We start from the raw sequence: 13462 nt of genomic DNA on the forward strand, positions 1-13462 counted from the left end.
GCCCGGAGCGGTGGTCTCTCAGCCGTTGATGCCCAGGTCGAAGGCGGCATCGAGATCTCGCTTCGAGTACGTCTTGAAGGCGATGTTCGTCGAGGTGTTCACCACACCCTGGACCTTGCTCAACTGGTCGGCGATGACCCCGGCGAGGTCTTCGTGGGCACGCACACGGACCACGGCGATGAGATCGACGTCGCCGGTGACCGAGTAGACCTGCTCGACACCGTCGAGGTCGACGATCGAGGCGGCGACCTCGGGGATACGGGCGGACTCCACGACGATCGAGACGATGGCGGTGATCATGAGTTCTCCTTGGACAGGGCGCTGGTCGCGCCGGGACGTGTGCACCGAGCCTATGCCCCGGGAATGGTCGCCGTCCGGGCGAAGCGCTCTGCGAGATGCTGGGCGTCGAAGCGGGCCCGGGAGGGCTGGTGCCACTCGCCGTCGACGAGGACGGTGCGGACGCCGTCGCCCTCGAGCCAGGTGAGCAGGATCTCGGCCTCCTGGTGGTAGCCCTGGCACATCGGGGTGGCGAGCTCCGCCTCGCCGACCCCCGTCGCGGCAAGAGATCTCGCCACAGCGACAGGATCGGCATGGACGTTGACGAGGGCGGTTCCGGAGAAGCGTCCATGGCGGACCGCCAACAATTCCCATCCGCGCCCTCCGACCACCGGATCCGTGCTGGGACGGGCGGCGACCAGCAGGGGCACGTTGCCGATGGCCCGCAGCCGGGCCGCGCGCCGGCCGGCCGCCAGGAAGGTCAGAGCGAGTTGACGCACCTTCTCCGCCTCCTCGTAGCGGCCGCCCTCGACATGACCGCGCATGCGCCCGGCGACGTGGTCGAGCACCTCGCGGGGGTCCGTGAGCATCGCAGCCCGGATCCTGTCGTGGTGCCCGGCATCCTGCGAAGCGGCTGTTCGTGATCCGAGCTCGAACGAGGCCGCGCGGCCCAGCACGGCATCGGTGAGCAGTCCGCGCAGCGGCTCCACGTCGTGGCGAGAGGACAGCGGTCCGATCTGGGCGGATCCGTCGGCCTCCGAGCGGGCGATGCGCGCCGCGCGCAGCCCGTCGGAACCGCTCCCCAGTCGGAGCCAGTTCGCCTTCTCCGGATTCAGGCCGTGGCGGTTGGATGGTGGTTTCTCGGCACCGATGATCCGCAGCTCGCGCACTGCCGCCTCGGTCGCCGTGGTGCACTCGATGACCCGGATCGACTCCGCTCGCGGAAGCATGTCCAGGACTTTCCGCCGCGTCTCCGCGGCGGTGAAATAGGTGCGCACCCGGGACCGGAGGTTGCGGGAGGTTCCCACGTAGAGCACAGCGCCCTGGGCATCGAGGAACTGGTAGACCCCCGGAACCGAGGGGACGGACTCGACGAGGTGCTTCTTGCGCAGCTGCACCGGGGTGGCCCGGCGATGGGCCGAGGCGAGGTCCTCGAGGGTCGAGGCGCCCCGGGCCCCGAGGCGCTCGATGATCGCGTGGAGCACGTCGACTGTCGCCCGGGCGTCCGAGAGGGCCCGGTGGTCCGGCGTGATGCTCGCGCCGACGTGCGCCGCCAGCGTCGAGAGCTTGTGGTTGCGCACTTCGTCGCGCCGGAAGACGGTCCGGGCGAGCGCGAGAGTGTCGAGCACCGGGGGCTTGGCCCACGTGATGTCGCACTGCGCCGCCTGCGCGGAGAGGAAGGAGATGTCGAAGCGTGCATTGTGGGCCACCAGGGCGGCATCCCCGACGAAGTCCAGGAACATCGGGAGCACGACGTCGATGGTCGGGGCACCAGCCACCGACGCGTCCGTGATCCCGGTGAGCGAGGCGATGTACGCGGGGATCGGTCGCCGCGGATCCACGAAGGTGCGGAACTCGCCGACCACCTCGCCTCCGCGCACCTTGACCGCGCCGATCTCGGTGATCGCATCGGCGGAGGGATCGGTCCCGGTGGTCTCGAGGTCGACGACGACGAGCAGAGCATCCACGAGTGGGGTACCGAGGTCGTCGAAGCTCAGCTGGCGGCGGGCGGACATACCCGCAGACTACGACGCGGCTCCGACAGTCAGACACGGCCCCGACGGTCGGGATCTCTGCGCGACAGGCGCACGATCACCCCGGCGTCGGGGCCGCGGTCGAGGAGCGGGTCGGCGTTCTCCCCGAGGATCTCGCCGATGGAGCCAGCCAGTCGACCAACAGACTGACCCGTCGGCCGGTCGACCAAGAGACTGACCCGTCGGCTGACCAGCCAGCGGGCCGAACCGTCGGCCAGCTGGCCAGCAGGCAGATCCGCCAACAGGCCGATCCGTCAGCCAGCCGGCTTGGACTGGGAGTAGATCTTGTCGATGACCTGCGCCATGTCCTTGACGACGACGTTGCGCTTGAGCTTCAACGAGGGGGTGAGATACCCGTTCTCCTCCGTGAAGTCGGTGTCGATGACCTCGAAGGAGCGGATCGACTCGGCGCGCGAGACGGTCTGGTTGGCCTTGTCGACGATCGTCTGCAGCTCGGCATGGACCTTCGGGTCCTCGGCGGCCTCGGCGATCGTCATCTCCGGCAGGGAGTTGTTCTTCAACCAGGTGGGGAGCATCTCGGCGTCGAGGGTGAGGATCGCGGCGACGAACGGCTTCTGGTCGCCGATGACCACGCACTGGCTGACCAGCGGATGTGAGCGCAGCTGGTCCTCGAGCTGGGCCGGGGAGATGTTCTTTCCGCCAGCAGTGACGATGACCTCCTTGATGCGGCCCGTGATCGTCAGGTCGCCGACCTCGTCGAGAGTGCCGAGATCGCCGGTGTGGAACCAGCCGTCCTGCAGCGACTCCGCCGTGGCCTCGGGGTTGTTGTGATAGCCGGCGAATACCATCACGCCCTTGACCAGGATCTCGCCCGTCTCGTCGATCGCGACCGTGGAGCCCGGCAGCGGGGGACCGACGGTGCCCGGCGTGACCGCCCAGGGAAGGTTCACGCAGATCGGTGCGGTGGTCTCGGTGAGGCCGTAGCCCTCCAGGATCGTGACCCCGATGCCGCGGAAGAAGTGTGCGAGGCGCGCTCCCAGCGGCGCGCCGCCGGAGACCGCCCACTTCACGTCTCCGCCCATCGCGCTGCGCAGTGTGCCGTAGACGAGCTTGTCGAACACGGCGTGCTTGATCTTGAGCGCCATCGGCACCTTGCCGGCGGCCTGCGCCGTCGAATAGGCGATCGCGGTCTCCGCGGCGGCACCGAAGATCTTGCCCTTGCCGCCGGTGATCGCCTTCGCCTCGGCGCCGTTGTAGACCTTCTCGAACACACGGGGGACAGCCAGCAGGAAGGTGGGCTTGAAGGCCGCGAGGTCCGGCAGCAGATTCTTGGTGTCCGGAGTGAACGCAGTCGTCACCGGCCAGGACGCGGCGAGGACCGTGATCAGCCGGGCGAAGACATGCGCCATCGGCAGGAACATCAGCAGGCGTGAGCCGGGAGGCAGCACCTGCTTGCCGAGGAGGTTGAGGGCGCTGCGCGTCGTGTCCACGAAGTTCCCGTGGGTCAGCAGTGCGCCCTTGGGCCGGCCGGTGGTTCCCGACGTGTAGATGATCGTGGCGACGTCGTCGAGGCGTCGGGAGGTGCGGCGGGCCTCGAGGTCCTCGTCGCTCACCTCGGCTCCGCGGGACTTGAGCTCGTCGATGATGCCGTTCTCGAGCACGCCGATGTGTTCGAGGGCGGGCAGCTCCCCGCGCACGGAATCCATGTCCTCCTGATGGCGGGAGGCTTCGACCAGGGCGAAACGTGCCCCGGTGTCCGAGGCGATCCATTGGATCTGGCTCGGGGAGGAGGTCTCGTAGATCGGGACGCTGACGCCTCCGCTCCACCACACCGCCCAGTCGGCCAGAGCCCATTCATAGCGGGTGCGGGAGAGGATCGCGACCACGTCGCCGGACTCGAGACCGATCGCGATCAGACCCTTGGCGACCTCCTTGACCTCGTCGATGAAGTCGGAGATCGACAAGGGGAGATAGCTCCCGTCGTCCTGTGTCAGTTCGAAGATGGGGACGGAGGGGTCGTTGCGGAACCGGTCCAGGAGCAGATCCGTCGTGTTCTCGTCGGGCCGGCTCTCGTGCTGTGGGGCAGAGGTGAACTGCTTCATCGAATCTCCTTCGATCCGGACACAGGCTGACTCCGGCATGCCGGACGCCTGAGCGGAAGCGCTGGTGGGGTCGGTCCGATCCTACGGCAGAGCGACCTACGATAGGACACGACAAGCTGGGCACCGGGGAATCCGGACGACGCGATCAGCAGTGATCGGGAAGGAGCAACATGCTCTCCATCGGAGTGGACATCGGGGGCACCAAGATCGCGGCTGGCGTGGTCGACGAGGACGGTGGGATCATCGCCGCGACGACGCGGAGCACCCCGGCCACGGATGCTGAGCTGATCGAGGCCGGAGTGGCTGACGCCGTGGCAGAGCTGCGCGCGGAGCATGAGGTCGTCGGGGTGGGCGTCGGTGCGGCGGGCTTCGTCAGCGCCGACCGCCGCACGGTCCGGTTCGCCGCGAACCTCGCGTGGCGCCAGCGCCCCCTGGCCGACGAGCTCGAACGGCTGACCGGGCTCCCCGTGGTCGTCGAGAACGACGCGAACGCGGCCGGGTGGGCCGAATATCGCTTCGGGGCCGCGACCGAGGCCAAGCACATGCTGATGGTCACCCTCGGTACCGGCCTGGGCGGCGCGATCGTCCTGGACGGGCAGCTGATCCGCGGTGGCGACGGGTTCGCCGGAGAGGTCGCGCACATGACCGCGGTCCCGGACGGCCAGTGGTGCGGATGCGGTCGCAAGGGCTGCCTCGAGCAGTACACCTCAGGGACAGCGCTGGTGCGCACCGCCAAGCGCCGCGCAGCGGCGGGGGACCCCGTGATGGGCCCTCTCGTGCAGGCGGCCGGCGGTGCGAAGAAGGAGATCGACGGGCCGTTGATCACGCGGGTCGCGCAGCAGGGGGACCCCGGCGCGCAGGAGCTGATCGCCGAGCTCGGCACGTGGCTCGGGCTCGGCATGGCGTCGATCTCCTCGCTGCTGGACCCCGAGGTCATCGTCGTCGGCGGCGGTGTCGCAGCCGCCGGGGAGATGCTGCTGGCCCCGGCGAGGGAGGCGTACGCCGCCAACCTGACGGCGCGCACCCATCGCACGCTGGCTCCGTTCGTCCTGGCGAGCATGGGGAATCGGGCCGGCATCGTCGGCGCGGCGGATCTCGCACGCTGACACGGCCTCCGCCTCGTCCTCTGTCCCCGCCACTGCTGCTGGCGGGGGCGGCGCCGGCCGGGCCCCGCTCGCGGAGGAGCGAGCAGGCAGGCGCAGAAATGTTGGCGCCGATCTGTGGGAACAGTGCAGTTAGCACGGACCTGCTGGAACAGTGCTCCTAGAGCTCGGCGCCGTCGTCGTCCCCGTGTCGCGAGCGCGGGACCCGCAGCAGCAAGGAGATGACCCCTCCCAGCGCAGCCAGCCCGCCCAGCCAGCCCAGGATGCCGGGCAGGACCGAGAACATGGGGACGATGACCAGCAGCAGGAAGCCGCCGATGAGGGCTGTCCAGGACCACAGCGACGCCGAGGTCGGCTGCGGGAAATCGGGGTCCGGGGGCTCGAAGTCCCCGTAGAGGACCTCGTCGTCGTCCAGCTCGCGAGGCCGCGGCGCGTCGCGCGGACCGGCGACGGGCTCGGGCGGGCGGGCCGAGGGATGTGCGGCGCGGGCCCGGGCGCGGGACTCGGCGCTCGGTGGCTCCGGCGGGGACTCTGCGCTGTAGGACCACAGGTCGTCACCGGCGGCGTCGTCCGTGGGATCCGGCGTACGCGCCGCGGGCTCATGCGGTGCCTCGCCGGGACGGAGCACCATGCCCTCGCTCTCGAGCATGCGGGCGAACTCGGCGTCGACGTCACGTGGATCGTGGGCGCTGCCCCGCTCCGGGCTCATCGCTCTTCTCCCGGACGGTGGGGGACATGCCGCTCGAGGAACTGGGCGGAGGCCTCGAAGAGACGCTGGGCGTCATGGTCCAGCGGTGCGAGGTGATAGCTGCGGGGGAGGGCGAGCCGCTCGACGCTGCCGCTCACGCCGGCCGCGACGATATCGCTGTCCGACGGAGGGACCGTGTGGTCTTCGCGCGAGGTGGCCAGCAGCAGCGGAGCCGTCACGCCGTCCAGTCCTCGTCGTGTACGACGGAAGAGCCGGCGCAGCTGGGCGACGGCGCGCAGCGGGGTCCGGTCATAGGCCTCCTCAACGGCACCCTCCCGGGCGACATCGGACCCGATGCCTGCCACCGTGGGGACCACCGGGGCCAGCAGCTCGGCGATGCCGGCCACCGGCGTCAGGGTCATGCCCGGGTTGACGGCCACGAGCGCTGCGATGCGGCCGCGGAGCTCGGGATCCTCTCCGAGTGCGAGGGTGAGAGCCCCTCCCATGGAGAGCCCGCCCACGGCGATCGGGCCGAATTCGTCGGAGAGGTCGATCGCGGCGTCGCGCACCTGCTCGTACCAGTCCTGCCAGCGGTACCTCGTGAGGTCCTGCCACGTGGTCGCATGCCCAGGGAGCAGGGGCAGCTCCACCGCCCATCCCCGGGCCGCATGATCCTCGGCCCACGGCCGCAGGGACTGCGGAGATCCGGTGAATCCATGGCACAGGAGCAACCCACCGCGCGGGTTAGAGTGACCCCGCGCGCTCCAGGGGCGGGACAGTTCGCTGAACGCCATGGGTACATCGTCGCACCCGCGCGCGCATGCTTCATCCCCGTTCCCCCCTAGCCGCCCGATCGGACGTCGCTCTCCCGCGCATCCACGAGGAGTCCGCTGTGCTGTACGAGCTCGCCAAACCGGTGGTCATGGCCATCTCCCGCCTGCTGTGGAACCCCGCGATCACCGGAGCGGAGAATGTCCCCGAGAGTGGGCCGGTCATCCTCGCCTCGAACCATCTGGCGTACTGCGACACCGTGTTCCTGCCCGGGCAGCTGCGCCGGACCGTGCACTTCCTCGGCAAGTCGGACATGTTCTCCGGCAGCTCGCTCCCGCAACGGATCGGAGCGCGCATCATGCATGGACTCCATGTGATGCCCGTGGACCGCAGCGGAGGCCGCGCGGCGAGGCCGGCGATCGATGCCGGGGCGGCCGTGCTCGAGGCAGGAGGGATCCTCGGCATCTACCCCGAGGGCACCCGCAGTCCCGACGGGCGCCTCTACCGCGGCAAGACGGGAGTGGCCCGCATCGCCCTCGCGACGGGGGTGCCGATCGTGCCGGTCGCGATGCTCGGAGTGCACGAGGCCCATCGCGGGCGGAAGTACTTCCCGCGCAGACGGCCGCAGATCCGCGTGGTGATCGGCGAGCCGCTGCTGGCCCAGGAGATCGCGAGCTCCTGGGACGGCACCGACGAATCGGCACTGGTCCGCGCGATCACGGAAGCAGTCATGGATCGCATCCAGGAGATGTCCGGGCAGGAGCGCAGCGAGGAGTACTCGGCAGACGTCAAGCGGCGGCTGCGCGCCGCCGCCGGGCGCTCGGACCGGCCTCGGAGCGGCTGACGGGCCGACGAGGTGGAACCACGCGCGCAGTGTGGTCCTGCCCACTGGAACACGTCCGCTGAGCGGCCGCGCACTGCGTACCCTGAGGGGGTGACCCAGTTCAGCTCTGATGCCCCCGCCCGCGCCCACGCCTTCACCCTGTCCTCGGCCGATGACGGCCTGGCAGCGCTCGGTGCCTGGCGCGACTATCCGAGGGTCCAGCAGCCGGTATGGCCCGACGAGGACGAGCGCGCACAGGTCTTCGAGGATCTGCGCTCGGCTCCGCCGCTGGTCTTCGCCGGTGAGGTCGATGTGCTGCGCGACCGGGTCGCAGCGGCAGCCCGCGGTGAGGCCTTCCTGCTCGCCGGGGGAGACTGCGCGGAGACCTTCGCCGACTCCACCGCGGATCGCATCCGCAACAAGATCCGTACGATCCTCCAGATGTCGGCGGTCCTGACCTACGGGGCCTCCGTCCCCGTGGTGAAGATGGGCCGCATGGCGGGCCAGTTCGCCAAGCCGCGCTCCTCCGACGAGGAGACCTACGAGGGACAGACGCTCCCGACCTACCGCGGCGACGCCGTCAATGCGTACGCCTTCACGCCCGAGTCCCGCATCCCCGATCCGAAGCGGCTGTGGAAGACGTACACCACGAGCTCGGCGACCCTGAACCTGCTGCGCGCCTTCACCGGTGGCGGCTTCGCGGACCTGCGTGAGGTGCACTCCTGGAACCGCGGTTTCACCTCGGGCGCCGGCTACGACCGGTACGAGGAGCTCGCAGGTCAGGTCGACAAGGCCATTCGCTTCATGGATGCGATCGGTGCGGACTTCGACGCCCTCAAGGTCGTCGAGTTCTACGCCTCGCACGAAGCGCTGCTGCTGGACTACGAAGAGGCGCTGTCCCGGATCGATTCCCGCACCGGGGAGATCTACGGCTGCTCCGGTCACTTCCTGTGGATCGGGGAGCGGACCCGCCAGCTCGAGGGCGCCCATGTGGACTTCATGGCGCGCCTGCGCAACCCGATCGGCGTCAAGCTCGGGCCGGATGCATCGGTGGACGATGCACTGCGCCTGATCGACAAGCTCGACCCGGAGCGCGAGCCCGGCCGGCTGACGTTCATCACCCGCATGGGAGCAGGGAAGATCCGTGAGCGGCTCCCTGCGCTCGTGGAGGGCGTGCACGATTCCGGGGCGCAGGTCGCCTGGGTCACCGATCCGATGCACGGCAACACGATCACGTCGTCCAACGGATACAAGACCCGTCGGTTCGAGGACATCCTCGACGAGGTCGTCGGCTTCTTCGAGGTGCATCAGGCTCTGGGCACGATCCCGGCCGGGCTGCACATGGAGCTCACGGGTGATGACGTCACCGAGGTCCTCGGCGGCGCCGGAGAGATCGATGAAGAGGGCCTGACCCGTCGGTACGAGACGCTGGTGGATCCACGGCTGAACCATCAGCAGTCCCTCGAGCTCGCCTTCCTCGTCGCCGAGATGCTCTCCCGGCGCTGAGCGGACGCTCGCCGCGCGCGAGGTCGGAACGCCAGCCCGCGGGGTGCGGACGCTGGCTCCCGGGATGAGTCGACCTGCCCACCCCGCATGGTGTGTCGGTGAGGCGCCGCTCGACGACACGTGCTGCTGGATACCTATGGGTAACCCGCCGTCGGTCGCTTCGCCTTCGGGGGCTTCCCGTTCGAGCGCTTCCCGTTGGGGTGTTTCCCGCCCGGCCGCTTCCCGTTGGGGTGTTTCCCGCCCGGCCGCTTCCCGTTGGGGTGTTTCCCGCCCGGCCGCTTCCCGTTGGGGGGCACGCTCGGCCCGCACCATCGGTTTCGGACTCGACCGGGCTCTGCGCGAGGTGAGTTCTGCACGAGGCGGGCTATGTCGTGCAGGTCGTGGCCCCTCTCCGTCAACGAAGGGGCGGGGCATCCACCGTCACGTGGATGCCCCGCCTCATCCTGCGCACTGGTGAGAAAGTCCTCGAGGTCAGAACACGGTGATGGTGATCGCCGAGCCCTTCTCGACCTCGGACCCTGCTGCTGCGGACTGCTCGTAGACGAGGCCGAACACCGGCTTGCCGCGATCGTGCTCCACGGTGACGGCGAATCCTGCGGCCTCGAGCGTGGCCTTCGCCTCGGCCTCGGGCTTCTGGAACACGTCGGGCACCTTCACCATCTCCGGCCCGAGCGAGGTCACGACGTTGACCGTGTCGCCGCGGTATCCGGTGCCCGACGCCGGCGACTGGGAGATGACCGATCCGGCAGGCACGCTGCTCGAGTGGGCCGATGAGCTCGTCACCGTGAATCCGGCGCTCTCCAACGCGCTGCGAGCGCTCTCACCGCTCTTGCCGGTCTGGTCGGGGATGGTGATCGGCTGTCGACCCTGGGAGACGACGACGTGCACCTCGCCACCGGCGGGCAGTGCGTCCTCCTCCTGGGATTGAGAGATGACCTCGCCCTTCGCAATGGTCTCCGAGTACTTCGGGTCGTCCTCCACCAACTCGAGACCGGCGTCCTCCACCTCGCTGCGAGCCGCCTCGAGGGTCTTGCCCTGGACATCCGGGACCGGGAAGGTCTGCACGCCCTTGGAGACCACGAGATCCACGCCCGAGCCCTTCTTGACCGTGGTCCCGGTCGAGGGGCTCGAGGAGATGACGTGGCCGGCGGGAACGGTGTCGTCGAACCGCTCCTCGGTGTGCACGGCGAGGTCGGCGGAGTCGAGTACGGCCTCGGCGTCGGTCAGCTGCGTGCCGGTGAGGATGGGAACGGTGCGATCCGCCCCAGGGCCCGTGTTGAAGTACCAATCCCCGCCGGACCATGCCCCGAGCACCAGTGCGGCCGCGAGGCACAGCGCCGCCACGACCGCGAGCGGGCGGGAACGGTGCCGTGTCCCGAGGGGCAGATGGCGGCCACGACGTCCCTTCGGGGTACGCAGCACGACGGTGCGCGAGCTGGAGTCCTCGTCGGCTGTGTCCTCAGAGCCCTCAGGGCCCCCAGAGGTTTCGGAGCCCTCAGAGCTCTCGGGGCTGCCTGCGCCGTAGGAGCCCTCTGCTGCCTCTGCGCCGTCGAGATCGGGCGTGAGCTCCGAACTTGTCTCGCCCCCTTCGCCCTCCTCGCCCCCCTCGACCTTTTCGACGGCCGACGCCTCGTCGACGAGGTGGTCGGAAACGGGAGACTTCTCGTCGCCGTTGTCGCGGTGATCGTCCTCGAGCAGTCCGGCCGGGAACGCCCGGGGGCCGCGCCGCAGTTCGGCGACGACGTCATCGAGATGGGCGGTCGGCAGCTTCACGTCCGAGGTGTCGTCGAGCTCGCGCGGGGTGGGGCGGGTGCTCAGGACCGTGGCTGGGAGGGTGTCCTGGAGCTCTCGGACCGCGCGCAGGAGATCAGCGGCGGTGGCGGGGCGCTGCTCGACCGGTCGGGCAGCGGCCCAGGTCACCAGGGAGTCGAGTTCACGAGGGATGCCGGAGGCGACGGTGGACGGTGCGGGGATGTCCTCGTGCACGTGCTGGAAGGCGATGTGGACGGGCTGCTCGCCGCGGAACGGCTGGACCCCGGTGAGCATCTCGTACAGCACTATCCCCAGGGAGTACAGGTCGCTGCGCTCGTCGCTGTGACCTCGGGTGACCACCTCGGGGCTGATGTAGGCGACGGTGCCCAGAAGCGTCGCGCTGGCGGAGGAGTTGCTCGACCCGATAGCACGGGCCAGGCCGAAATCGGCGACCTTCACGAGCCCGTCGGGGGCCAGGAGGATGTTCTCGGGCTTGATGTCGCGGTGGACGATCCCGGCGGCGTGGGCGGCCACCAGGGCCTCGAGCACCTGCGCGGTGACATCGAGGGTCTCGCCGATGGTGAGACGGCCACGGTCGAGGATCCGCGCGCGGAGGGTCTCGCCCTCGACGAGCTCCATGGCGAGGTAGATGCGGTCCTCGTCGGCCCCCTGGTCGAAGACCCCGACGACGTTGCGATGCGCGAGCCTCGCGGCGGCGCGGGCCTCCCGACCGAAACGTCGACGGAAGTCCTCGTCCATCGCGAGGTGGGGATGCATGATCTTCAGGGCGACGACGCGGTCCAGCCGCTCGTCGTGGCCGCGGTGCACCGTCGCCATTCCGCCGCGCGCGATCGGCTCCTCGACCCGATAACGGTCGTCGAGGAGCAGGCTGATGCCGGGGGAAGTCGACGTCGCCGCGCTCACGTGGTCAATCTACGACGCACTGCTGCGAGGAGTTCGCACCGACACACGGCGATCGGGCTCGGGAGTGTGACGTCGGTCGGCGTGATGTCCATGGCCGATGGCGCGCTCGGGGTGCGCGCCGGTCCTCGGGCGTGGCACCCTGGTCCCGTGAATGCCCTCGATGAACTCATCCCTGACTGGCTCGCCCTCCCCGATGTGGCCCTGCACCTGGACGTGGAAGTCTCCCGCGTCCGTCGACTCGTCGACGAGGGGGAGCTCATCGCCGTGCGTCGTGGTGACCCCGTCGTCCGGATGGTCCCGGCGCTGCTGCTCACGGACGAGGGCATCGCCCCGCACCTCCGCGGCACGATCACGATCCTTCGCGACGGTGGATTCGACGATGTGGAGCTGCTGACCTGGCTCTTCACCGAGGATGAGTCGCTTCCCGGTCGTCCGATCGATCAGCTGCGCATCGGTCAGCGCGGCGAGGTGCGACGTCGGGCCCAGGCGCTCGCCCTCTGACCAGCCGTCCGGCTCGACCCGTACGGACTTCTCCTGAGCGCCTCGCGTAATCTTCCAGGTCCACGGGAGCGCCTCGCGCCTCACGTCCCGTCCACGTACGCGTGATCCCCGGGGTCGCTCAGCCCGGCAGCGAGTCGACGTCCGTCGCCTGCTCGGCGAGGGCTGCGAGTCCGGCCCGCCCGGGATCTCCGATGCCGGTGGCGCCGGCCAGCAGCTCGCGCGCATGTGCTGCCCGAGCACGGACTTCGTCGGCGACCGAGCGGACGGCGCCTGAGGCGACCATGAGGTGATGCACCTGCTGGATCTGCGCCGGCGTCGCGTCGGAGCGGCCGATGACGCTCTCCAACAGCTCTCGCCCGGCCGCATCGGTGGCGGACTCGGTCCGCGCCAGCAGCACGGTGCGCTTGCCCTCGACGATGTCGCCGCCGATCGGTTTGCCGGTCTCGTCCTGGTCACCGATCACGCTGAGCAGGTCATCTCGCAGCTGGAACGCCGTGCCGACCTCGATCGCCCAGGCGGACAGCTGGTCGAGGGCGGTGTCGTCCCCGCCCATCAGCGCCGCGCCGATCCGGACCGGACGCAGCACCGTGTACGGAACGGTCTTCCAGCGGATCACGGACAGGGCCGCGCTCTCCGCGTCGGGGGCGGAGGAGAAGCCCCCTGCTTGGTGGAGGATGTCCAGGAACTGACCGGACATGACCTCAGTGCGCAGGTCATCGAACTCCCGGCGGGCCCGGGCGGCCCTCGTCGGCTCGACATCGACAGCGGCAGCGAGCTGCTCGGCCCAGCTGAGAGCGAGATCGCCGAGCACGATCGCGAGCGCGATCCCGTAATCCTCGGACGAGCCGACGAGGCTCGCGAGCTCGTGGTCCGTCGCGGCCTCGACATGGAGGGCCGGGCGTCCCCGGCGCACGGGGGAGTGGTCGATGACGTCATCGTGCATGAGGGCCGCGGCCTGGACCAGCTCGATCGCGGCGCCGTAGCGGGCGAGCGCGTCCAGTTCGTCCTCGGTGGGCTCTCGGTGCAGAGCGGAGGCCCCTCCCCAGAAGCAGAAGCGTGGGCGCAGCAGCTTCCCTCCGTCGAGATAGCGGGCGAGGGTGTCGACCAGCTGTGCGGACTCCGGAGAGATCTCCGCGAGATGACCGCGTCGCCGTGCGAGCTCGTCGGCGGTGATCGACTCGACCCGCTCGACCAGACGTCGATCGAGCTCACGGAGGTCGGCACCGGTCAGCGGCGCTCCAGCAGAGGACATCGGTACTCCCTTTCGACGGTCCCGATGATCTTCCCACGGCGTCCTGACC

11 protein-coding genes are annotated in these 13462 nt (G+C 69.7%); 4 read left to right on the forward strand and 7 right to left on the reverse strand.

Annotated elements, in window-relative coordinates:
* Positions 1-18 precede the first annotated feature (18 nt).
* The 3 genes from ACT3T5_RS09275 to ACT3T5_RS09285 all read right to left on the reverse strand — a co-directional run bounded on the left by ACT3T5_RS09275 (position 19) and on the right by ACT3T5_RS09285 (position 4093).
* Positions 19-300: an Lrp/AsnC family transcriptional regulator gene (locus tag ACT3T5_RS09275; protein ID WP_444579033.1), complete on the reverse strand. Its 282-nt coding sequence runs from the start codon at positions 298-300 to the stop codon at positions 19-21.
* 50 nt (positions 301-350) lie between these two features.
* Entirely contained in the window at positions 351-2012 is a 1662-nt protein-coding gene (locus ACT3T5_RS09280) for a DEDD exonuclease domain-containing protein (protein ID WP_444594241.1), read from the reverse strand.
* 272 nt (positions 2013-2284) lie between these two features.
* The gene (locus ACT3T5_RS09285; protein ID WP_444579029.1) at positions 2285-4093 is read right to left on the reverse strand and encodes an AMP-dependent synthetase/ligase; all 1809 of its coding nucleotides are present in this window, start codon (positions 4091-4093) and stop codon (positions 2285-2287) included.
* 170 nt (positions 4094-4263) lie between these two features.
* On the opposite strand from ACT3T5_RS09285, the gene ACT3T5_RS09290 reads away from it, so the two are divergent.
* Positions 4264-5199: an ROK family glucokinase gene (locus tag ACT3T5_RS09290; RefSeq protein ID WP_444579028.1), complete on the forward strand. Its 936-nt coding sequence runs from the start codon at positions 4264-4266 to the stop codon at positions 5197-5199.
* Between the two features lie 157 nt (positions 5200-5356).
* Here ACT3T5_RS09290 and ACT3T5_RS09295 read toward each other — a convergent pair whose 3' ends face one another.
* Positions 5357-5905, reverse strand: coding sequence for a hypothetical protein (locus tag ACT3T5_RS09295; protein ID WP_444579027.1), 549 nt, complete (start codon positions 5903-5905; stop codon positions 5357-5359).
* Positions 5902-6678, reverse strand: a complete 777-nt coding sequence (locus tag ACT3T5_RS09300; protein WP_444579026.1) for an alpha/beta hydrolase — start codon at positions 6676-6678, stop codon at positions 5902-5904. Before ACT3T5_RS09300 ends, ACT3T5_RS09295 begins: the two co-directional genes overlap by 4 nt.
* A 98-nt stretch (positions 6679-6776) precedes the next feature.
* Between ACT3T5_RS09300 and ACT3T5_RS09305 the strand changes: the two genes are divergently transcribed.
* Positions 6777-7499, forward strand: coding sequence for a lysophospholipid acyltransferase family protein (locus ACT3T5_RS09305; protein WP_444594242.1), 723 nt, complete (start codon positions 6777-6779; stop codon positions 7497-7499).
* A 90-nt stretch (positions 7500-7589) separates the two neighbouring features.
* Positions 7590-8984, forward strand: a complete 1395-nt coding sequence (locus ACT3T5_RS09310; RefSeq protein ID WP_444579023.1) for a class II 3-deoxy-7-phosphoheptulonate synthase — start codon at positions 7590-7592, stop codon at positions 8982-8984.
* Positions 8985-9455: 471 nt separating this feature from the next.
* Here the strand turns inward: ACT3T5_RS09310 and ACT3T5_RS09315 are convergent, their stop codons facing one another.
* Positions 9456-11660: a PASTA domain-containing protein gene (locus ACT3T5_RS09315; RefSeq protein WP_444594243.1), complete on the reverse strand. Its 2205-nt coding sequence runs from the start codon at positions 11658-11660 to the stop codon at positions 9456-9458.
* Positions 11661-11807: 147 nt separating this feature from the next.
* Here ACT3T5_RS09315 and ACT3T5_RS09320 point away from each other — a divergent pair, with 147 nt between their 5' ends.
* Positions 11808-12161 (forward strand): Rv2175c family DNA-binding protein, encoded by a 354-nt coding sequence (locus tag ACT3T5_RS09320; protein WP_444594244.1) that lies wholly within the window; start codon positions 11808-11810, stop codon positions 12159-12161.
* Between the two features lie 118 nt (positions 12162-12279).
* Here ACT3T5_RS09320 and ACT3T5_RS09325 read toward each other — a convergent pair whose 3' ends face one another.
* The gene (locus tag ACT3T5_RS09325; RefSeq protein ID WP_444594245.1) at positions 12280-13413 is read right to left on the reverse strand and encodes a polyprenyl synthetase family protein; all 1134 of its coding nucleotides are present in this window, start codon (positions 13411-13413) and stop codon (positions 12280-12282) included.
* Positions 13414-13462: the final 49 nt, after the last annotated feature.

Source organism: Brachybacterium sp. AOP3-A1-3 (assembly GCF_052378285.1).
In the GTDB taxonomy this organism is placed as follows: Bacteria; Actinomycetota; Actinomycetes; order Actinomycetales; family Dermabacteraceae; genus Brachybacterium.

Excerpts from the sequence above, each read along its gene's own strand:
- ACT3T5_RS09325 (WP_444594245.1), bottom strand. The coding sequence starts at position 13,413 with ATGTCCTCTGCTGGAGCGCCGCTGACCGGTGCCGACCTCCGTGAGCTC.
- ACT3T5_RS09300 (WP_444579026.1), bottom strand. The coding sequence starts at position 6,678 with ATGGCGTTCAGCGAACTGTCCCGCCCCTGGAGCGCGCGGGGTCACTCT.
- ACT3T5_RS09290 (WP_444579028.1), top strand. The coding sequence starts at position 4,264 with ATGCTCTCCATCGGAGTGGACATCGGGGGCACCAAGATCGCGGCTGGC.
- ACT3T5_RS09295 (WP_444579027.1), bottom strand. The coding sequence starts at position 5,905 with ATGAGCCCGGAGCGGGGCAGCGCCCACGATCCACGTGACGTCGACGCC.
- ACT3T5_RS09275 (WP_444579033.1), bottom strand. The coding sequence starts at position 300 with ATGATCACCGCCATCGTCTCGATCGTCGTGGAGTCCGCCCGTATCCCC.
- ACT3T5_RS09285 (WP_444579029.1), bottom strand. The coding sequence starts at position 4,093 with ATGAAGCAGTTCACCTCTGCCCCACAGCACGAGAGCCGGCCCGACGAG.
- ACT3T5_RS09280 (WP_444594241.1), bottom strand. The coding sequence starts at position 2,012 with ATGTCCGCCCGCCGCCAGCTGAGCTTCGACGACCTCGGTACCCCACTC.